This window comes from Stutzerimonas chloritidismutans, assembly GCF_020783375.1.
Taxonomy (GTDB): domain Bacteria; phylum Pseudomonadota; class Gammaproteobacteria; order Pseudomonadales; family Pseudomonadaceae; genus Stutzerimonas; species Stutzerimonas kunmingensis.
Genome location: NZ_CP086067.1, coordinates 713,381 through 733,097, shown reverse-complemented (window position 1 = coordinate 733,097; position 19,717 = coordinate 713,381). Strand labels below are relative to the sequence as shown.

22 protein-coding genes are annotated in these 19,717 nt (G+C 65.7%); 17 read left to right on the top strand and 5 right to left on the bottom strand.

Annotated features, from left to right (window positions below):
- Nucleotide 1 precedes the first annotated feature (1 nt).
- Nucleotides 2-712 (bottom strand): HTH-type transcriptional regulator RutR, encoded by a 711-nt coding sequence (gene rutR, locus LLJ08_RS03335; protein ID WP_041015992.1) that lies wholly within the window; start codon nt 710-712, stop codon nt 2-4.
- Nucleotides 713-995: 283 nt separating this feature from the next.
- Between rutR and rutA the strand changes: the two genes are divergently transcribed.
- The 9 genes from rutA (at nt 996) to LLJ08_RS03290 (ending at nt 7,729) form a co-directional block, all read left to right on the top strand.
- Nucleotides 996-2,078 carry a pyrimidine utilization protein A gene (gene rutA, locus LLJ08_RS03330; RefSeq protein WP_228208206.1) on the top strand — a complete coding sequence of 361 codons (1,083 nt, stop codon included), beginning with the start codon at nt 996-998 and terminating at the stop codon, nt 2,076-2,078.
- Nucleotides 2,078-2,824 (top strand): pyrimidine utilization protein B, encoded by a 747-nt coding sequence (gene rutB / locus LLJ08_RS03325; protein WP_228208205.1) that lies wholly within the window; start codon nt 2,078-2,080, stop codon nt 2,822-2,824. Before rutA ends, rutB begins: the two co-directional genes overlap by 1 nt.
- Before the next feature lie 79 nt (nt 2,825-2,903).
- The gene (gene rutC, locus LLJ08_RS03320) at nt 2,904-3,290 is read left to right on the top strand and encodes a pyrimidine utilization protein C (protein WP_046619263.1); all 387 of its coding nucleotides are present in this window, start codon (nt 2,904-2,906) and stop codon (nt 3,288-3,290) included.
- Between the two features lie 65 nt (nt 3,291-3,355).
- Nucleotides 3,356-4,153 carry a pyrimidine utilization protein D gene (gene rutD / locus LLJ08_RS03315; RefSeq protein ID WP_228208204.1) on the top strand — a complete coding sequence of 266 codons (798 nt, stop codon included), beginning with the start codon at nt 3,356-3,358 and terminating at the stop codon, nt 4,151-4,153.
- 10 nt (nt 4,154-4,163) lie between these two features.
- Nucleotides 4,164-4,754, top strand: a complete 591-nt coding sequence (locus tag LLJ08_RS03310; RefSeq protein WP_228208203.1) for a malonic semialdehyde reductase — start codon at nt 4,164-4,166, stop codon at nt 4,752-4,754.
- Between the two features lie 13 nt (nt 4,755-4,767).
- The gene (gene rutF / locus LLJ08_RS03305; protein ID WP_228208202.1) at nt 4,768-5,295 is read left to right on the top strand and encodes an NADH-dependent FMN reductase RutF; all 528 of its coding nucleotides are present in this window, start codon (nt 4,768-4,770) and stop codon (nt 5,293-5,295) included.
- Between the two features lie 173 nt (nt 5,296-5,468).
- Nucleotides 5,469-5,873 carry an RNA polymerase-binding protein DksA gene (gene dksA / locus LLJ08_RS03300; protein ID WP_090522436.1) on the top strand — a complete coding sequence of 135 codons (405 nt, stop codon included), beginning with the start codon at nt 5,469-5,471 and terminating at the stop codon, nt 5,871-5,873.
- Nucleotides 5,874-5,882: 9 nt separating this feature from the next.
- Complete coding sequence (gene zigA, locus LLJ08_RS03295; protein WP_023447145.1) at nt 5,883-7,085, top strand: zinc metallochaperone GTPase ZigA; 1,203 nt, start codon at nt 5,883-5,885, stop codon at nt 7,083-7,085.
- Nucleotides 7,085-7,729, top strand: coding sequence for a DUF1826 domain-containing protein (locus LLJ08_RS03290; protein ID WP_228208201.1), 645 nt, complete (start codon nt 7,085-7,087; stop codon nt 7,727-7,729). Before zigA ends, LLJ08_RS03290 begins: the two co-directional genes overlap by 1 nt.
- A 42-nt stretch (nt 7,730-7,771) precedes the next feature.
- Here LLJ08_RS03290 and LLJ08_RS03285 read toward each other — a convergent pair whose 3' ends face one another.
- The gene (locus LLJ08_RS03285; RefSeq protein ID WP_023447147.1) at nt 7,772-8,101 is read right to left on the bottom strand and encodes a four-helix bundle copper-binding protein; all 330 of its coding nucleotides are present in this window, start codon (nt 8,099-8,101) and stop codon (nt 7,772-7,774) included.
- 211 nt (nt 8,102-8,312) lie between these two features.
- Here LLJ08_RS03285 and LLJ08_RS03280 point away from each other — a divergent pair, with 211 nt between their 5' ends.
- The 3 genes from LLJ08_RS03280 (at nt 8,313) to LLJ08_RS03270 (ending at nt 10,578) form a co-directional block, all read left to right on the top strand.
- A complete protein-coding gene (locus LLJ08_RS03280; protein WP_041016077.1) occupies nt 8,313-8,900 on the top strand; it encodes an IMPACT family protein in 588 nt (195 codons plus the stop codon).
- A 460-nt stretch (nt 8,901-9,360) separates the two neighbouring features.
- The gene (locus LLJ08_RS03275; protein ID WP_042927172.1) at nt 9,361-10,311 is read left to right on the top strand and encodes an adenosine deaminase; all 951 of its coding nucleotides are present in this window, start codon (nt 9,361-9,363) and stop codon (nt 10,309-10,311) included.
- 102 nt (nt 10,312-10,413) lie between these two features.
- On the top strand, nt 10,414-10,578 hold the full coding sequence (locus tag LLJ08_RS03270; RefSeq protein WP_228208200.1) for a hypothetical protein: 165 nt from the start codon (nt 10,414-10,416) through the stop codon (nt 10,576-10,578).
- A gap of 2 nt (nt 10,579-10,580) precedes the next feature.
- Here the strand turns inward: LLJ08_RS03270 and LLJ08_RS03265 are convergent, their stop codons facing one another.
- Entirely contained in the window at nt 10,581-11,753 is a 1,173-nt protein-coding gene (locus LLJ08_RS03265; protein ID WP_125896865.1) for a Bcr/CflA family multidrug efflux MFS transporter, read from the bottom strand.
- Nucleotides 11,754-11,957: 204 nt separating this feature from the next.
- Here LLJ08_RS03265 and LLJ08_RS03260 point away from each other — a divergent pair, with 204 nt between their 5' ends.
- Entirely contained in the window at nt 11,958-12,605 is a 648-nt protein-coding gene (locus LLJ08_RS03260; protein WP_046619248.1) for a TetR family transcriptional regulator, read from the top strand.
- Between the two features lie 4 nt (nt 12,606-12,609).
- Here LLJ08_RS03260 and LLJ08_RS03255 read toward each other — a convergent pair whose 3' ends face one another.
- Nucleotides 12,610-12,801, bottom strand: coding sequence for a heavy-metal-associated domain-containing protein (locus tag LLJ08_RS03255; protein WP_228208199.1), 192 nt, complete (start codon nt 12,799-12,801; stop codon nt 12,610-12,612).
- A gap of 148 nt (nt 12,802-12,949) precedes the next feature.
- On the opposite strand from LLJ08_RS03255, the gene LLJ08_RS03250 reads away from it, so the two are divergent.
- The 3 genes from LLJ08_RS03250 (at nt 12,950) to LLJ08_RS03240 (ending at nt 17,878) form a co-directional block, all read left to right on the top strand.
- Complete coding sequence (locus tag LLJ08_RS03250; RefSeq protein ID WP_228208198.1) at nt 12,950-15,328, top strand: heavy metal translocating P-type ATPase; 2,379 nt, start codon at nt 12,950-12,952, stop codon at nt 15,326-15,328.
- 13 nt (nt 15,329-15,341) lie between these two features.
- Nucleotides 15,342-15,785, top strand: a complete 444-nt coding sequence (gene cueR, locus LLJ08_RS03245; RefSeq protein ID WP_046619245.1) for a Cu(I)-responsive transcriptional regulator — start codon at nt 15,342-15,344, stop codon at nt 15,783-15,785.
- Nucleotides 15,786-15,955: 170 nt separating this feature from the next.
- Complete coding sequence (locus LLJ08_RS03240; protein ID WP_228208197.1) at nt 15,956-17,878, top strand: methyl-accepting chemotaxis protein; 1,923 nt, start codon at nt 15,956-15,958, stop codon at nt 17,876-17,878.
- 42 nt (nt 17,879-17,920) lie between these two features.
- On the opposite strand, the gene bfr is transcribed toward LLJ08_RS03240, so the two are convergent.
- The gene (gene bfr, locus LLJ08_RS03235) at nt 17,921-18,388 is read right to left on the bottom strand and encodes a bacterioferritin (protein WP_014819086.1); all 468 of its coding nucleotides are present in this window, start codon (nt 18,386-18,388) and stop codon (nt 17,921-17,923) included.
- A gap of 246 nt (nt 18,389-18,634) precedes the next feature.
- Here bfr and LLJ08_RS03230 point away from each other — a divergent pair, with 246 nt between their 5' ends.
- Nucleotides 18,635-19,714 carry an efflux RND transporter periplasmic adaptor subunit gene (locus tag LLJ08_RS03230; RefSeq protein ID WP_228208196.1) on the top strand — a complete coding sequence of 360 codons (1,080 nt, stop codon included), beginning with the start codon at nt 18,635-18,637 and terminating at the stop codon, nt 19,712-19,714.
- The last annotated feature ends 3 nt before the right edge of the window (nt 19,715-19,717 follow it).

Here is a 19,717-nt window from a genome sequence, read left to right as displayed (position 1 = left end):
CTCATCGCGGCCTCACCCCATCGAGGATCAGCGACTGCAGGCTCTTGAGCGTTTCCTCGAAGAACGCCGGATCATCCAGGGTCTTGCCGGCCACGGCCTCGACCTGCACGCGGAAGTCGGCGTAGTGCTGTGTGGTCGCCCAGAGCGAGAAGATCAGGTGATGCGGCGCGATGGGCGCGAGCTTGCCGGCGTCGATCCAGGCCTGGATCACCGCGACCTTGTTCTCGACCAGGTCGTGCAGCGGTTGCTGCAGCTCGCCCAGCAGCAATGGCGCACCCTGCATGATCTCCATGCAGAACAGCCGCGATTCGGCGGGATGGTCGCGGGAGAGTTCGAGCTTGACCCGCAGGTAGTCGCGGATCGCCTCGACCGCGTCCTGCTCGACGCTGAATGCCTGCAGCGGCTGCAACCAGACCTCCAGCAGCTGACGCAGGACGTTGGTGTATAGCTCTTCCTTGTTGCCGAAGTAGTACAGCAGGTTGGTCTTGGAAACGTCTGCCTGGGTCGCCACCTGATCGAGGCTGGTGCCGTGCAAGCCGAAGCGGGAGAACAGCTCCAGCGCGGCCTGAAGAATGCTGGCGCGCTTGCTTTCGATCATGCGCAGGCGGCGGTCCTGGGCGCTGGCGCTCGGTACGCGGACTGCGCCCTTTGGCCGTGGTGTTTTGCTGGCGGTAAGGCGCTTGCGGGGCGGAACGGGGGGCTGGTCTGTCACGGGATTACCGGATGGGTTCGAACGAGGCGCTACTGTAGCGCGGCGAGCGTGCGACGCACGAGCGACGAAGGCAGCAAACGACTGCTGCACGATCTTCGTGCGCCGCGCACAAACCAGGTGCTCCGATTCAGACCAAATGGTCCATATCGCACCACACAAGCAACTTATCTCTTTGATAAAAAAGGCAATTCACTTTCTGGCCTGCATCCTGCTAATGCACCCTCGACCCTGCCCGTCACGTTCGGGCAGCGCTTTCTAGCCATTGCGTACAGAGGTGCTACCCATGGATGTTGGTGTTTTCATTCCGATCGGCAACAACGGCTGGCTCATCTCCGAGAATGCGCCGCAGTACATGCCGAGCTTCGAGCTGAACAAGGCCATCGTGCAGAAGGCCGAGGGTTACGGCTTCGACTTCGCGCTGTCGATGATCAAGCTGCGCGGCTTCGGTGGTAAGACCGAGTTCTGGGAGCACAACCTGGAATCCTTCACGCTGATGGCCGGCCTGGCGGCGGTCACCAGCAAGATCCAGCTGTTCGCGACTGCCGCCACGCTGACACTGCCACCGGCTATCGTCGCGCGCATGGCTTCGACCATCGATTCGATCTCCGGCGGGCGCTTCGGGGTGAATCTCGTCACCGGCTGGCAGAAGCCGGAATACACGCAGATGGGCATGTGGCCGGGCGACGAATTCTTCGGCACCCGTTATCAGTATCTCGGCGAATACGCTCAGGTGCTGCGCGACCTCTGGGCCACCGGCCGCAGCGACTTCAAGGGCGAGCACTTCCAGATGGAAGACTGCCGCGTCAGCCCGACACCGCAGGCGGACATGAAGATCATCTGCGCTGGCTCATCCGATGCCGGCATGGCCTTCTCGGCGCAGTACGCCGACTACAACTTCTGCTTCGGCAAGGGCGTGAACACCCCCACCGCCTTCGCCCCGGCCACCGAGCGACTGCTCAAGGCCACCGAGAAGACCGGCCGCCACGTCACCTCCTGTGTGCTGTTCATGGTGATCGCCGACGAAACCGACGAAGCCGCCCGGGCCAAGTGGGAGCACTACAAGGCCGGCGCGGATGAGGAAGCCATCGCCTGGCTTGGCGAGCAGGGTGCCGCCGACAAGGGCGCTGACAGCAACATCCGGCAGATGGCCGACCCAGCTTCGGCGGTGAACATCAACATGGGCACGCTGGTGGGTTCCTACGCCAACGTCGCGCGGATGCTCGATGAGATCGCCACGGTGCCCGGCATGCAGGGCGTGATGCTGACCTTCGATGACTTCCTGGAAGGCGTCGAAGCCTTCGGCCAGAAGATTCAGCCGCTGATGCAGAGCCGTCGGCACGTCACCGCGCTGAAGGAGTCGGCCTGATGAGCGCCGCCGAACAAATCTCCGGCTACGGCCTGAGCGCCACGGACGAGCCCGTGCAGCTACCGGCACGCCCCGAGCCGCTCGCGATGAAGGCGAGCGAAACCGCGCTGATCGTGGTGGACATGCAGAACGCCTACGCCAGCCGCGGCGGCTATCTCGACCTGGCAGGTTTCGATGTCTCAGCGACGAAACCCGTGATCGCGAAGATCCGCCAGGCGCTGAACGCGGCCCGCGCCGCCGGCATGCAGGTGATCTTTCTGCAGAACGGCTGGGACAACGGGTACGTCGAGGCGGGCGGGCCGGGCTCGCCGAACTGGCACAAGTCCAACGCGCTGAAGACCATGCGCAAGCGCCCGGAACTGGCCGGCACACTGTTGGCCAAGGGCGGTTGGGATTACGCGCTGGTGGACGAACTGGCACCGCAGCCCGGCGACATTCTGGTGCCCAAACCTCGCTACAGCGGTTTCTTCAATTCGCAGCTGGACAGCACCCTGCGTGCCCGTGGCATCCGCAATCTGGTGTTCACCGGCATCGCTACCAACGTGTGCGTGGAATCGACCCTGCGCGACGGTTTCCACCTGGAGTATTTCGGCGTGGTGCTGGCCGATGCCACCCACCAGGCCGGGCCGGAATTCGCCCAGCAGGCTGCGCTGTACAACATCGAGACGTTCTTCGGCTGGGTCTCCAGCGTCGACGCCTTCTGTCAGAGCTTCGCGACCGCACCCAGCGTGGCTGTTGCCAGCTGATTACACCCCAGTGCCCGACCGCGACGCCCGCAGAGGCGTCCGCCGGGTTCGCCTGAATGCCTTGCAAGGAATCAACGACATGCCCAAGCAATCCATCATCCCCGCCGGCTCCGGCAAACCGCTCGCCCCGTACGTGCCCGGCTCCATGGCCGATGGCGTGGTCTACGTCTCCGGCACCCTGCCGTTCGACAAGGACAACAACGTGGTCCACGTCGGCGACGCCGCCGCACAGACCCGCCATGTGCTGGAAACCATCAAGGGCGTCGTCGAGGCCGCCGGCGGCAGCATGGACGACGTCACCTTCAACATGATCATGCTCACCGACTGGGCCAACTACACCAAGGTCAATGAGGTGTACGCCGAGTACTTCCCCGGCGAGAAGCCCGCGCGCTACTGCATCCAGTGCGGGCTGGTGAAGCCCGATGCGCTGATCGAGATCGCCAGCATCGCCCACGTCGGCCAATAGCGCCTGCCAGAGCGGGTCAGCCGGCACGCCCGCGACCCGCTGATCGACCTCGCGGAGGGAGTGACATGCACTACGAACTTCATGGCCGCATGGAGCCAGATGCGCCGACTCTGGTGCTCAGCTCCGGCCTCGGCGGCGCCGCCGCCTTCTGGACACCGCAGCTGCCGGCGCTGACCCAGGACTACCGGGTGCTGGTCTACGATCAGCTGGGGACCAACAGGAGTCCGGCGAACCTGCCGGCGGGCTATTCCATCGAGTCCATGGCAGTGGAATTACTGGAGCTGCTGGACACCCTGGGCATCCGCCGCTGCCACTTCATCGGCCATGCCCTCGGTGGGCTGGTCGGCTTGCAGATCGCCCTGCTGCGGCCGCAGTTGCTGCAGAGTCTGGTACCGATCAATGCCTGGAGCAGCCCCAACCCGCACAGTGCGCGCTGTTTCGCGGTGCGCCTGAACCTGTTGCGCGACAGTGGCCCGGCAGCCTATGTGCAGGCGCAGTCGCTGTTTCTCTACCCGGCCGACTGGATCGCGGCCAACAGCGAGCGACTGGCACGCGACGATGCCCATGCACTGGCGCATTTCCCAGCGACGATGAATCTGGTGCGGCGTATCGAGGCACTGCTGGCCTTCGATATCGAGGCCGAGCTGTCGCGCATCACCACTCCGACCCTGCTGATCGCCAACCGCGACGACATGCTGGTGCCCTGGCAGCGCTCGCAGCACCTGGCCGACGTCATGCCCAACGCACAGCTGGCGCTGCTGAACTACGGTGGCCACGCGTCCAGCGTCAGCGACAGCGAACCCTTCAACCAGATCCTGCTGGACCATCTTGCCGAGCAATGCGGCCAGGTTGCAGCAGCCTGAGGACCCGAACATGCACACCCCCATCGACTCGAATGCCCTCGCCACCCTGTTCAGCGAGGCCCGCACCCACAGCGCCTGGCTCGACAAAGCAGTGCCGGATGCCCTGCTCGAACAGCTCTACGAGCACGTCCGCCTCGGCCCGACCGCCGTCAACAGCTGCCCCGGCCGCTTTGTCTTCGTACGCACGCCGGAGGGAAAGGCAAAGCTCGCGCCCTGCCTGTCCAAGGGCAATCTCGAAAAGACCATGGCCGCGCCGGTCACGGTGATCGTCGCCTATGACGAGGACTTTCCGGAAACCCTGGCAGAGCTGTTCCCCTTTGCCGACGCCCGCAGCTGGTACGCCGGGCAACCGGCACTGATCACCGAGAACGCGCTGCGCAACAGCTCGCTGCAGGCCGGCTACCTGATCCTCGCCGCCCGCGCTTTGGGGCTCGATTGCGGACCGATGTCCGGCTTCGACGGCAAGGCGCTGGATGCCGCTTTCTTCGCTGGCACGAGCTGGAAATCAAACCTGCTGATCAACCTCGGCTACGGCGACGCCAGCAAGCTGCGCGACCGCCTGCCACGCCTGCCCTTCGACCGCGCCTGCGTCCTCGCCTGATGGAGAACCGACCATGCAACTGGCTCAATGCGAAACCACCAGTCAATTCAGCGCTCCAGTGATTCGTGAGGATTATCGTGATGCCATGGCGCGGCTGGCTGCGGCAGTCAACATCATCACCACCGACGGCCCCAGCGGCCGCGCCGGCTTCACCGCCACCGCGGTGTGCAGCGTCACCGACGAACCACCGACGCTGCTGGTGTGCCTGAACCGCAGCGCATCGGCACATCCCATCGTCACCGCCAACGGGCAGCTCTGCGTGAACACCCTGGCCGGTGCGCAGCGGGACCTGTCCAACCTGTTCGGCGGCAAGACGCCCATGGCCGAGCGCTTCGCCGCAGCGCAATGGAGCACCGGCGTGACCGGTTCGCCGCTGCTCGACGGCGCCACGGTGTCGTTTGACTGCCGCATCAGCCACAGCGCCAGCGTCGGCACCCACGACATCCTCTACTGCGAGGTGCTCGCCGTGTACCGCCGCGACAGCAGCGATGCACTGGTGTACTTCGGCCGCAACTACCATTGGCTGCCCGGCGCCGGCTGAACGCTCGGCTCCCATCACCACCCGAGCCCGCCGCGCGATCCGCGCCGCGGGCTTTTTCTTTGCCTCGGAACAACGCGCTTACCGGTGCGCCGCTCGACACGCAAACAGCGCTTGCATCACGAACACGATTGTTATGTTATAACTCATGCATTACTCCCGACACGTGCCTCCCGATGACCGAAGCCGAACTACTCGCCCAGCCCGCCGAGGCGTACATGAACGCCGACCAGCAGGCCTTCTTCCGCGACCTGCTTTTGCGCCAGCGTGCCGAGCTGCAGGCGCGCATCGAGGAGGAATTCCAGGCGCTGCGCGAACAGGAGCCGAGCAGCGATCCCGCTGACATCGGCAGCGCCGAGGAACAGCGTCACTGGCAGCTGCGCGTGCTCGAGCGGGAGAAAAAGCTGCTCGACAAGATCGACGCCGCGCTGGATGCCATCGCCCGCGGCGAATACGGCTGGTGCGCCGAAACCGGCGAACCGATCGGCCTGCAGCGCCTGTTGCTGCGCCCCACCACGACGCTGTCGATCGAGGCGAAACAACGCCAGGAACAGCGCGAAAAACACCAACGATCCGCCTGAGAGACCGCCATGAACCGCCTCCCCGTTACCGTCCTGTCCGGCTTCCTCGGTGCCGGCAAGAGCACCTTGCTCAACCACATCCTGAAGAATCGCGAAGGCCGCCGCGTCGCGGTGATCGTCAACGACATGAGCGAGATCAACATCGACGGCAACGAGGTGCAGCGCGGCGTCAGCCTCAATCGCGCCGAGGAAAAGCTGGTGGAGATGAGCAACGGCTGCATCTGCTGCACCCTGCGCGAAGACCTGCTCGAGGAAGTCGGCAAGCTCGCCCGTGAGGGCCGCTTCGACTACCTGTTGATCGAGTCCACCGGGATTTCCGAACCGCTGCCAGTGGCCGAAACCTTCACCTTCCGCGACGAGCAGGGCCAGAGCCTGGCCGATCTGGCTCGGCTGGACACCATGGTCACGGTGGTCGACGGGGTTAACTTCCTCCGAGACTTCCAGGAGGCCGAGAGCCTCGCCAACCGCGGCGAAACCCTTGGTGAGGACGACGAGCGCTCGGTCACCGAGTTGCTGATCGAGCAGGTGGAGTTCGCCGACGTCATCCTGATCAGCAAGATCGACCTGATTTCCGCCACCGAGCGCGAAGAGCTGACCGCCATTCTCGGTCGCCTCAACACCCACGCCGAGATCCTGCCGATGAGCATGGGCCAGGTGCCGCTCGACCGAATCCTCGACACCGGCCGTTTCGACTTCGAACGCGCCGCCCAGGCGCCGGGCTGGCTCAAGGAAATGCGCGGCGAGCATGTGCCGGAAACCGAAGAATATGGCATCGCCTCGACCGCCTACCTGGCGCGCCGGCCGTTCCACCCGCAACGCTTCTACAACTTCCTCAACCGCGAGTGGAGCAACGGCCGCCTGCTGCGCTCCAAAGGCTTTTTCTGGCTGGCCACCCGGCCAGAGGAAGCAGGCAGCTGGTCGCAGGCCGGTGGGCTGATGCGCTACGACTACGCCGGGCGCTGGTGGCACTTCACGCCGGAGTCGGCCTGGCCGAGCGACAGCGAAAGCCGCACGGCAATCCTCGGCAAGTCCCGCGGTGAGTTCGGCGACTGCCGCCAGGAGCTGGTCTTCATCGGGCAGAACATCAACTTCGACCAGCTGCGCCGCGAACTCGACGCCTGCCTGCTGAACGACAGCGAGTGGGCCGTGGGCGTCACCGGCTGGCTGCGCCTGCCGGACCCGTTCGGCCCCTGGCACGAGCAGGTCGCCTGATGCTGGCGCAGCAGATCATCCGCTCACAGCCCCGCCAGTTGCTGGGCGACTCCCCGGCAGTACTCGGCGAAGCGCTGAACGATGGCGTCAACCTCAGCGTATGGCAGCGCCAGCTGCCGCTGCACATTGCCGAGTTCGCCGACACGCTCCTGGCCCTGGCCGAGCCATTGGCGGAATCGCTGACCCTCGAACCGACCGGCGACGGTGAGCTGCAGCTGCCAACCCTGGCGGCGGCCTATCGGGACATTGCCGGCCATGCCGGTTTCGTCGCCGACGTGGCCTGGCTGGTGCGGGCGTTCAGCTGCCTGGTCGACGCGCGGCGTATCGGCCTGCGCCTGCGCGTGCTGGACAAACCCATGTGCCCGCGCTTTCACGTCGATCACGTACCGCTGCGGCTGATCACCACCTACGCCGGCGCAGGTAGCGAATGGCTTCAGGAGGGCGGCATGCCGCGTCGGCGCCTGGGCGATCCGACAGCCGAACCGACTGATCCGGCTGCCATCCAGCAGCTCGGGGTCGGCGACGTGGCGTTGTTCAAGGGGGAGAAATGGCTGGGTAACGAAGGCGCCGGGATCATTCATCGCTCGCCGCAGGCGACAACGGCTGAGCGCCGTCTGATCCTGACGCTGGACTGGCTGAGCTGAAGCAAAAGGGCCGCAGCTGCGGCCCTCCGAATCGGCGACCGATCAGGCTGCCATCTTTTCGCACTCTTCAGCGCACTTGCGACAGGCCTCGGCGCAGGCCTGGCAATGGTCGTGCTTGTGCTTGCCGCACTCCTCGGCGCAATCGCGACAGACCTGCGCGCAGAGCTTGCAGAAGGCTTTGGCATAGGCACTGTCGCGGGTCATCAGCACTGCTGCGATCGCACACATGTCGGCGCAGTCACGATCGAGTTCGATGCAGCGCGCCATCATCTTCACGTCGTCCTCGCGCAAGCAGGATGCCGCGCAGGTCTCGCAGACCAGTGCGCAATTGGAACAGGCCTGGATACATGACTGGTAACTGGAATTGAGCATGGAATGTCCTCCATCCGATGTGCCAGCGAAATGCGGTACGGCGGGGCCTCTCCAGGCCATGCGCGCAACCGCGCCCTACTAGATAGGGGTTGGACGGTCTGGCGAAGTTCAATCCGTTCGCCGGATGGCCTCTTGCAGGACGACGCAGCGCAGCCGCGGCGGCGCCGCTACAATGGCCGCCCCGCAAACCATCACCGACGCCGTAACTGCCATGCCCTTCACCCTGTCCGCGCCCTGCGAATTGCTGGAAGTCATCAGCAAAAGCCGCTTCCTGGCCAAGGCCGCACCGGTGCAAAGCCCGGAGGAAGCGCAGGCGTTCGTCCAGGCGGTCAGCGATCCCACGGCGACCCACAGCTGCTGGGCGTGGAAGATCGGCAACCAGTACCGTTTCAGCGACGACGGCGAGCCCGGCGGCACGGCGGGTCGGCCGATGCTCACCGCCATCGAAGGGCAGGACTTCGACCGGGTCGCGGTGGTGGTGATCCGCTGGTTCGGCGGCATCAAGCTCGGCACTGGCGGCCTGGCCCGTGCCTATGGCGGCACCACGGCGAAGTGCCTGCAGGCCGGCGAACGCAGCGAGCTGGTGTCGCGCTCGCGCTGTCGCTGTCATTGCCGCTTCGCCGAGCTGGCGCTGTTCAAGGCACGCCTGGCGGAATTCGAGGCGCTGCTGGAAGCCGAACATTTCGATGCCGAAGGCGCGACCCTGGAGATTGCCCTTCCCGCCGCTCAGCTGCAGCCGCTGGAGAGATTGCTCGCTGATATCACCCGAGGGCGCAGTCAGCTGGAAGCCATGGACTAGACGCGTCGTTGCCCACAAATACTGTGGACGCAATTGTGGATAACAATTGTATGGCCGCCTGGAAAGCGCTCCCGGCGGGCGCCCGGGAAAACTGCACAATTTTTGATCAATCAGCCGTGCGCGCCCCAACGGGGTGCGTTAAGCGCTTGAATTACTGTGTTTTTTGACTGATCAGTCGGCTACTGACGTTTTGCTATCAATCGCGTTCTGCCAGCTTAAGGTTATGCCCGAATTGAGTGGAGAACTTTGTGGATAACATTGGGAACAACCTCGCCAGCGCCCGTCAGAACTGGGCTGCAGACCGCTGGTCAATTAATCGCCAAATCGCGCTAACCGCAATGAATCAGTCATTCGGCTGTCATCCAGAATTGCTAGGCGGGACAAACTGGGTCAGCTGGCATATCAGTTGCTCCAACCCACCGATAGAATGCCCGCACACCCGAAAGACGAGAATTTCGCGATGCACGACTGGCTCAATAATCTGCCCAAGGCCGAACTCCACCTGCACCTGGAGGGCTCGCTGGAACCCGAACTGATGTTCCGCCTGGCCGAGCGCAACAAGATCGCCTTGCCCTGGAACGACGTGGAGGCACTGCGCAGCGCCTACAACTTCGGTAACCTGCAGGAATTCCTCGACCTCTACTATGCCGGCGCCGACGTGCTGCGCACCGAGCAGGATTTCTACGACCTGACTTGGGCCTACCTGCAGAAGTGCGAAGAGCAGAACGTGGTGCATACCGAGCCCTTCTTCGACCCGCAGACCCACACCGACCGCGGCGTGCCGTTCGAGGCCGCGCTCAACGGCATCAGCGCGGCGCTGGCCGATGGCCGTGAGCTGCTGGGCATCAGCAGCGGGCTGATCCTCAGCTTCCTGCGCCATCTGCCGGAAGAGGAAGCCTTCAAGGCCCTGGAACAGGCGCTGCCCTATCGCAACGCATTCTTCGCCGTGGGCCTCGACAGCTCCGAAGTCGGCCACCCGCCAAGCAAGTTCCAGCGCGTGTTCGACAAGGCGCGTGCCGAAGGCTTCCTCACCGTTGCCCATGCCGGCGAGGAAGGCCCGCCCGAGTACATCTGGCAGGCACTGGATCTGCTCAAGGTCAGCCGTATCGACCACGGCGTGCGTGCGGCCGAAGATCCGAAGCTGATCGCCCGGCTGATCGAGGAACAGATTCCGCTGACCGTCTGCCCGCTGTCCAACACCAAGCTCAAGGTGTTCGACGACATGCGCCAGCACAACATCCTCGACCTGCTGGAGCAGGGCGTGAAGGTCACGGTGAATTCCGATGATCCGGCCTACTTCGGCGGCTATGTGACGGAGAACTTCGTCGCGCTGCACGAAAGCCTGGGCATGACCGAGGAACAGGCCCGCCGCCTGGCGCAGAACAGTCTGGACGCACGGCTGGCCTACTGAGTCCCGTCCGTCGCGGCGCTATCCACATGCGACACCATGGCTCGCCCCGCGGGTCATGGCAGCGCCTAGACTGTGCCGCGTCTACTTCACGAGGAGATCGCCATGCACATTCTCGTCCGTCCCCTGACGCCCTACCCCGACAGCGCCTGGCAGTTGAGCCTCGACCGGCAGAAAGTCACCTTTCGCAGCGAAGCCGAGGCACGCGCCTTCGTCGAAACCCTGCACCGTCGCCTGCAGGCGCCGCATCCCCTGCCACTCAGCGCCTGACGTCATTCCGTACTGGCGCGCGCCGTGGTGTAGGCGACGATCGTTGCCAGCAGGCCGCACAGGCTGATGATCGCCGCCAAGGGCACTGCGGTGCCGTTGTGCAAAGCCCCCACCGCGGAAGCGGCGATGGCGGCAATGGTGAACTGCATGCTGCCGAGCAAGGCCGAGGCGCTGCCGGCATTGGCGCGCTGGTCGGCCATGGCGCAGGCCGTGGCGTTCGGCAGCAGGCAACCGAGGCAGGACACGCAGCAGAACAGCGGGATCAGCAACGGCCAGAGCGATTCGGGCTGTGCGGCCGCCACTGCCAACAACGCCAGCGCACTGCCGAAGAAGAACCACACCCAGCGCCGCACCCAGAACTCCGGCCCGCGCCAGCGCACCAGCCGCACGTTGACCTGCGCCATCAGGATGAAACCCGCCGCATTGACGCCGAACAGCCAGCCGAAATGCTCGGGTTTGACGCCATACAGTTCGATGAAGACGAACGGCGAGCCGGTGATGTAGGCGAACATGCCGGCCATGCACAGCGCACCGGTCAGCACGTGGCCGATGAAGAAGCGATCACGGAACAGCCGCAGATATTGCCCGAGCGCACCGGACATCGGTTGACGCGGCAGCCCGGCCGGATAGGTTTCCGGCAGCCAGAGCGTGACCGCCACCAGGCACATCGCGCTGAACAGCGTCAGCAGGATGAAGATCGACGGCCAGCCGAACGACGCCAGCAACGCGCCGCCCGCCACCGGCGCGAGGATAGGCGCCAGGCCCATCACCAGCATCAGCTGCGAGAACACCTTGGCGCTGGTCATCGGGTCGCACAGGTCACGCACCACGGCACGCGCTACCACCATGCCGGCACAGCCACCGAGAGCCTGGACGAAACGCACGCCGATCAGCCAGTCCATGGACGGCGCAAAGGCGCTGGCCAGCGATGCCAGGGTGAACAGCGTCACGCCGACCAGCAGCGGCCCGCGCCGCCCATAGCGATCGGCCAACGGCCCGTAGACCAGCTGACCGATGGCCAGGCCGACGAAATAGGCCGCCAGCGAAAGCTGCACGTGATCGACACTGGTGCCGAACGACTCCGCCAGCAAGGGGAACGCCGGCAGGTACATGTCGATCGCCAGGGGACCGAACGCGCTGAGCGCGCCCAGTATGAGAAGAATCCGCAGGGACATCAGAGGCTCGCAAGCTGGAAAGAAGACGTGGCCGGGTGAGTTGTTGGGACCTCGACCGTGCCCGGGAATTTGCACCGGCGTGCAAGATGCTGTTACATACACCGCCGATTGTAAACATGCATCACGACGAGATGCGCCGTTACACTGGCCGCCCTCCATCGCTGCTGGACGCCCGAAGCAGCCGTCATCTGCCTGAATCTGCCCATGCGCCGAACCAAAGAAGAAGCCGAAAAAACTCGTATCGCCATCCTCGCGTCTGCCGAGCGGCTGTTTCTGGACAAGGGGGTGGCCCACACCAGCCTCGACCAGATCGCCCGTGACGCCGGTGTGACGCGCGGCGCGGTGTACTGGCATTTTCAGAACAAGGCGCACCTGTTCCACGAAATGCTCAACCAGATTCGCCTGCCACCGGAGCAGATGACCGAGCGCCTGTGCAGCTGCGATCAGCAGCAGCCGCTGCAGGCACTGATCGCCCTGCGCAACCTGACGGTCGAGGCCATCAGCACCCTGGCCAGCAACGAGCAGAAGCGCCGGATCTTCACCATCCTGCTGCACAAGTGCGAATTCACCGATGAACTACGTGAAGCCGAGGAACGTCACCACGCCTTCATCAACCAGTTCATCGATCTGTGCGAAAACCTGCTGCGCAACGCCTCGACCTGCCTGCGCCCCGGCGTCACGCCGCGGCTCGCCGCGCTGTCGCTGCATGCCCTGGTGGTCGGACTGTTCACCGACTGGACGCGCGACACCGAACTGTTCGCCCCAGAGGTCGATACCAGGGCGCTGATCGACCCGCTGTTCCGCGGCCTGGTCCGCGACTGGCCGGACGATCCCGACCAGCCTGCCGTGTGAGCGATCAGCTCACCTGATAACCCTCTTCGCTGATCGCCTGGCGAATCGCCTGCTCGCTGGCGCTGCCCTGGACCTGCACCGTTCCGGCCGCCAGGTCCACCTGCACCTGCGCCTGCGGGTCCAGCGCCTGGATGGCCTGGGTTACCGCACGCTCGCAATGGCTGCAGGTCATTCCGCTCACGTTGAATACTTGCATTGTCGCTCTCCTCGTCTGCTGAAGGCGCCGATTCTCGACCTTGCCACCCGGGCAAGGTCAAGGCACCTGCTGTCGCAGATCATGGTGTTGACCTTGCCATAGGGTTAAGGTCGATCCTGCAGCCATCGCAATCCGAGGAGTCACTGCCATGTCCAGCGCCACCCATACGCTGCCGGTCAGCGGTATGACCTGCGCCAGCTGCGCCGGCCGCGTCGAACGCGCCCTGCTCAAGGTGCCGGGCGTCGCCGCGGCCAACGTCAATCTGGCCAATGAACAGGTGCGCGTCGAAGGCGATGACCTGGGTGTGGCGACGCTGATCGAGGCCGTGGAAAAGGCCGGCTACGGCGTACCGCTGCAGAGCATCGAGCTGAACATCGAGGGCATGACCTGCGCCAGCTGCGTCGGCCGGGTCGAACGCGCCCTGCTCAAGGTGCCCGGCGTGCGCAGCGCCGCGGTGAACCTGGCCAGCGAGCGCGCGCATGTCGAGGTGATCGGCACGCCAGACCCCGCCGTGCTGATCCAGGCGATCGAGGCCGCCGGCTACAAGGCGAGCGCCGGCGACCAGCAGCGCCCCGAACAGGATGCCGCGCGACGCCTGCAGCGTGAACGCTGGGCGGTGATCGCCGCCCTGTTGCTGGCCGCACCGCTGGTGCTGCCGATGTTCGGCGAACTGTTCGGGCAGCACTGGATGCTGCCAGCGTGGATCCAGTTCCTGCTCGCCACCCCAGTGCAGTTCATCCTCGGCGCACGCTTCTACGTGGCCGGCTGGAAGGCGGTGCGTGCTGGCGCCGGCAACATGGACCTGCTGGTCGCCATCGGCACCAGCGCCGGTTATGGCCTGAGCCTCTATCAATGGTGGGCGACGCCGGCCGCGCAGATGCCGCACCTGTATTTCGAGGCCTCAGCGGTGGTGATCGCCCTGGTGCTGCTGGGCAAATACCTGGAAAGCCGCGCCAAGCGCCAGACCAGCGCCGCCATTCGTGCGCTCGAAGCCTTGCGCCCAGACCGCGCGACACGGGTAGTCGACGGCCGCGAGGAAGACGTCGCAATCGCCGCGCTGCGCCTGGACGACCTGGTGATGGTCAAGCCCGGCGAGCGTTTCCCGGTGGACGGTGAAGTGGTCGAGGGCGAAAGCCAGGCCGACGAAGCGCTGATCAGTGGCGAGAGCCTGCCAGTGAACAAGGCGCCAGGCGACCGCATCACCGGCGGCGCGATCAATGGCGAGGGCAGGCTGCTGGTGCGCACTACTGCGCTCGGTGGCGAGACCGTGCTGGCGCGGATCATCCGCCTGGTGGAAGACGCCCAGGCAGCCAAGGCGCCGATCCAGAAGCTGGTGGACAAGGTCAGCCAGGTGTTCGTCCCGGCGGTACTGGTGATCGCCGTATTCACCCTGATCGGCTGGCTGCTGACTGGCGCGCCGGTCGAGGTCGCGCTGATCAACGCCGTGGCCGTGCTGGTCATCGCCTGCCCCTGCGCCCTGGGTTTGGCCACGCCGGCGGCGATCATGGCCGGCACCGGCGTGGCGGCGCGCCACGGCATCCTGATCAAGGACGCCGAGGCGCTGGAAGTCGCCCATGCGGTCACGGCCGTGGCCTTCGACAAGACAGGCACGCTCACCTCGGGCAAGCCGCAGATCATCCACCTGCATGCCGTGGACGGTGACGAAGCGCGGATACTGCGCCTGGCCGGCGCCCTGCAGCGTGGCAGCGAACACCCGCTGGCGCGCGCCGTGCTGGAGCGCTGCGAAGCCGACGGCATCGCCGTGCCGGATGTACAGAAGAGCCAGGCCCTGAGCGGCCGTGGCATTGCCGGCACGCTGGACGGCCAGCAGCTGGCGCTGGGCAACCGGCGCATGCTCGGCGAGTACGGCCTGCAGCCGGGCGAGCTGCTGGAAACCGCCCAGCGCTGGGAAGCTGAGGGCCGCACCCTTTCCTGGCTGGTGGAACATGCGCCCGAGCCGCGTATCCTCGGCCTGTTCGCTTTTGGTGACAGCCTCAAGGACGGCGCCGCAGCAGCGATTGCCGGGCTCGCGGCGCGGCATATCCGCAGCCACCTGATCACCGGCGACAACCGTGGCAGCGCGCGGGTGGTGGCCGAAGCGCTGCACATCGATGATGTGCATGCCGAGGTGCTGCCTGCGGACAAGGCCGCCACCGTGGCGGAGCTGAAGAAAGGCGGCGCCGTGGTGGCCATGGTTGGCGACGGCATCAACGATGCCCCGGCCCTGGCCGCAGCGGATGTCGGCATCGCCATGGGTGGCGGTACCGATGTGGCCATGCACGCCGCCGGCATCACCCTGATGCGCGGCGATCCGCGCCTGGTGCCGGCCGCGCTGGAGATCAGCCGGCGCACCTACCGCAAGATCCAGCAGAACCTGTTCTGGGCCTTCATCTACAACCTGGTGGGCATTCCGCTCGCCGCCTTCGGCTTTCTCAGCCCGGTGGTGGCTGGCGCGGCGATGGCCCTGTCGAGCGTGAGCGTGGTGAGCAACGCCCTGCTGCTGCGTTCCTGGAAGCCGGAAGAATGATCGGGAGCACGCCATGAACATTGGTCAGGCAGCCAAGCACAGTGGCCTCACGGCGAAGATGATCCGCTACTACGAATCCATCGGCCTGCTCACGCCGGCCGGGCGTGGCGCCAATGGCTATCGCCACTACAACGAGCGCGACCTGCATCAGCTAGCCTTCATCCGCCGCGCCCGTGACCTAGGTTTCTCGCTGGAGGAGGTCGGCAAGCTGCTGGCGCTGTGGCAGGACCGTCAGCGCGCCAGCGCCGATGTGAAAGCCCTGGCCGGCGCGCACATCGACGAGCTGAACCGCAAGATCACTGAGCTGGTCGACCTGCGCGACACCCTGCAGGAGCTGGTCGACCACTGCCAGGGCGATGATCGCCCGGACTGCCCGATCCTGCAGGGCATCGAAAGCGGCTGCTGCAGCGCCCCGTCATCCCGTCCGTCCCCAATCACTGCACCTGGCAAAGGCTGATGCCAACGCGGGCCGCCCCGGCCCGCGCCCCCTGCTCCAGCATTCGCTGCGACCATTCCTCGATTTACATTCAAGTTCGTATGCTCGCGGCCGAAAGAGGGCCCGAAGACACCCGCGGGCCGCCGGCAAGGCACCCGCTCGTTTCGAACTATTCATCTGATTGGAATGACATGAACAACTGGTTTGCAAACATCGGCGTCAGCAGGAAGCTCGCACTGGGCTTCGGTGCCGTGCTGATCTTGACCCTCATCCTCGCCTGGAACGGCTGGGGCAGCCTCGGCAGTGTCATCCAGCGCAGCGGCTGGATGACCGAAATCTCATTGCTGAACAAGACGCTAACCGACCTGCGTATCGCCCGCCTGCAATTCATGCTGGCCAATGGTGACAACGAATCCACCGAGCGTCTGGACAAGAACCTGGGCATCTACCTCGCCCAGCAGACCAAGCTGCTGGAAACCTTCAAGAACCCGGTCAACGTCGCCCAGCTCAAGGAGCAGGCCGGCTACAACGCGCAGTATCAGCATTCGCTGAACGATATGCGCAAGGCCTATGCCCAGGCCAACGCCTCGCGGCAGATCATCGACCAGGCCGCCGGCCGTCTGAGCGAGCTGATGGCTGGCGTGAACCGTCAGGTGCTGCAGCTCTCGGAGTATGACGAAGGCCGTTTCGCCCAATTCCAGGCGATCACCCAGATCGAAGACGACGTGCAGCGTGCGCAATACCTGCTGCGCGTCTACATGAGCAGCCCGGGTGCCGAGGCGGCGAAGGCGATCTACGCCCAGCTCGACGCCGCGCAGGCCACCCTCGGCCGTCATGCCGGCGCACTGGACGCCGACAGCGGCGCGGCGCTGCAGCAGATGCGCACGGTGCTCGGCGAGTACCGCAGCGCCATCGAGGCGCTGGAGAAGGCCACCCAGGCAATCGCCAAGGCGCGCCAGGAGATGACCGACCAGCAGAAGGAAATCGTCCGTATCAGCGACTCGCTCTACCAGTTCCAGCTCGACCAGCTCGACGTGGAAAGCGCCGCAGCACGCACGCGCCTGATCGTCAGCGCGCTGCTGGCCCTGGTGCTGGGAATGCTGGCCGCCTGGCTGATCACCCGGCAGATCATCCTGCCGCTGCGTGCCACCCTGGCTGACGTCGAGCGCATCGCCTCCGGCGACCTCAGCGCCACCGCACAGGTTCAGCGCCGCGACGAGCTGGGCGTGCTGCAGCGCGGCATCCAGCAGATGGGCTCGACCCTGCGCGAGCTGATCGGCGGCATCCGCGATGGTGTCAGTCAGATCAGCGCCGCCGCCGAGGAGCTCTCGGCCGTCACCCAGCAGACCAGCGCCGGCGTGAACAGCCAGAAGGAAGAAACCGATCAGGTCGCCACCGCCATGCACGAGATGTCGGCGACCGTTCAGGAAGTCGCGCGCAATGCCGAACAGGCCGCGCTGGCCGCCACCGAGGCGGACGGCGAAGCCCGGGAAGGCGATCGCGTGGTCACCGAGGTGGTCACCCAGATCGAACGCATGGCCAGCGCCGTGGTGCGCTCCACCGAGGCGATGAAGGCACTGCAGGAAGAGAGCGACAAGATCGGCAGCGTGATGAACGTGATTCGGGCGGTGGCCGAGCAGACCAACCTGCTGGCGCTCAACGCCGCCATCGAAGCCGCCCGTGCCGGCGAGGCCGGACGCGGATTCGCCGTGGTCGCCGACGAGGTCCGCGGCCTGGCGCAGCGTACGCAGAAGTCCACCGAGGAAATCGAAGGGCTGGTCGCCGCGCTACAGAACGGCACCCAGCAGGTTGCCTCGATCATGCACACCAGCCGCGACCTGACCGACAGCGGCGTCGAGCTGGCGCGCCGGGCCGGTGCTTCACTGGGCAGCATCACCCGCACCGTGTCGAACATCCAGGCGATGAACCAGCAGATCGCCGCGGCCGCCGAGGAGCAGAGCGCGGTGGCCGAGGAGATCAGCCGCAGCGTGGTGAACGTGCGCGATGTGTCGGAACAGACCGCCGCCGCCAGCGAGGAAACCGCGGCGTCGAGCACCGAGCTGGCCCGTCTGGGCGGTCAATTGCAGTCGATGGTGAGCCGCTTCCGGCTCTGACGGAACCTCGCGAGGCAGGCCCTGCCTCGCGGGGTGGAAGGCTCAGCTGGCCTGGGATTGCAGGTAATTCTGCAGACCGATGCGGTCGATCAGGCCGAGCTGCTGCTCCAGCCAGTAGGCGTGGTCTTCCTCGGTGTCGTGCAGCTGCAGCGCCAGCATGTCGCGGGTCGGGTAGTCGCCGTGCTGTTCGGCCAGCGCGATGCCCTGGGCCAGCGCGGCGCGCACCTTGTACTCCAGCGCCAGGTCGTTGCGCAGCATGTCCGGCACGGTGTGCCCCGGATTGATCGGCTCCGGCGTCATGTCCGGGGTGCCTTCGAGAAAGAGGATGCGCTGCAACAGCGCATCGGCGTGCTGCGTCTCCTCCTCCATCTCGTGATTGATGCGCTCGTAGAGCTTGCTGAAGCCCCAGTCGGCGTACATTCGCGAATGCAGGAAATACTGATCGCGCGCCGCCAGTTCGCCGCGCAGCAGCTCCTTCAGATAGTCGATTACCGGTGCCTGGCCTTGCATTGCGTATTCCCCATGAGTGATGCGCCTTCAACAGCGGGCAAGCATCCCCGCTGAGTTCACGACGGTCAAGCGCTGCAGAGCCGCAGCCGCGCACCCTTGAGTGTGGCAGAGCCTCGGCAGAAGTCGACCGCCCGGTCACCTCACTTCTACGAACATCGCCAGCGAACTCCTGCGCAGACGCGGGGCTCTACTGTCAGTCCCAACGGGTGCCCGCACGCCCGCAACGCCGATCAGATAGGAGCCACGATGACGTCAACGCGAGCATTCCCAGCGCCCCGTGCCTGGTTGACGATCATCGTCTGTGCGCTGCCGCTGCTCGGTGGTTGCTCCTCGGAAGCCGAGCCGGCACCCGAGCCGCCACGGGTGGCCCTGGTCGAGCCGTTGCAGGCGGCCGAGCCGAAAGCCGAGGCGCTGCGCTTCTCCGGCGTGGTGCAGAGCGTGACCTCCACGCAACTGTCGTTCGAGGTGGCCGGGCGTATCGAGCGCATCCTGGTCGACGAAGGTACGCGGGTGCGCCGCGGGCAACCGCTGGCACAGCTGGATCGCACCGACTATCGCCTGCAGCTGCGCGAAGCCGAGGCACGCCTGCGTCAACTGGAGGCGGATCTGGCACGCAAGCGCACCCTCCTCGCCGAGGGCATTCTCGCCCCCGCCGCCATCGAAGCGCTGCAAGCCAACACCGTGGCGGCACGGGTGGCGCGCGACAGCGCCCAGCGCGACCTCGATCACAGCACGCTGAACGCGCCGTTCGATGGCGTGGTGGCGCGCCGCCTGGCCGAGCCGGACATGGTGGTCGCAGTCGGCACGCCGATCTTCGAAATGCAGGACAACCGCCATATCGAAGTCAGCGTTGATCTACCGGAAACCGCCGCGCTGAGCATTCCGCTCGGCGCCGGTCTGCAGGCCGAAGGCGAGCTGGTGATTGCCGATGTGCGTCTGCCGCTGCGCTACAAGGAGCACAGCACTCAGCCACGCGAAGGCGCGCGGACCTACCGCCTGGTGCTGCAGGGCGAGCCGCCGGAGGAGTACAACCTGCTGCCGGGCATGGCCATGCGCGTGCGCATCGAACGTCCGCCGCAGCCGCAGAGGACCCGCGACGCCTTCCGCCTACCGCTGTCGGCGCTGCAGACCGGCAGCGACGGCCAGCACTTCATCTGGCAGGCGGACTATGGCCGCGCGCGGCGGCAGCCGGTGCAGCTCGAGCGGGTCGATGGCGATCAGGCACTGATTCGCGGTGACGGCCTGCAGGCGCAGATGCCGATCGTCGTCGCTGGCGGCAGCAAGCTGCACGAGGACCAGCCGATCGAAGCGCAGGAGCGGAACTGAGCC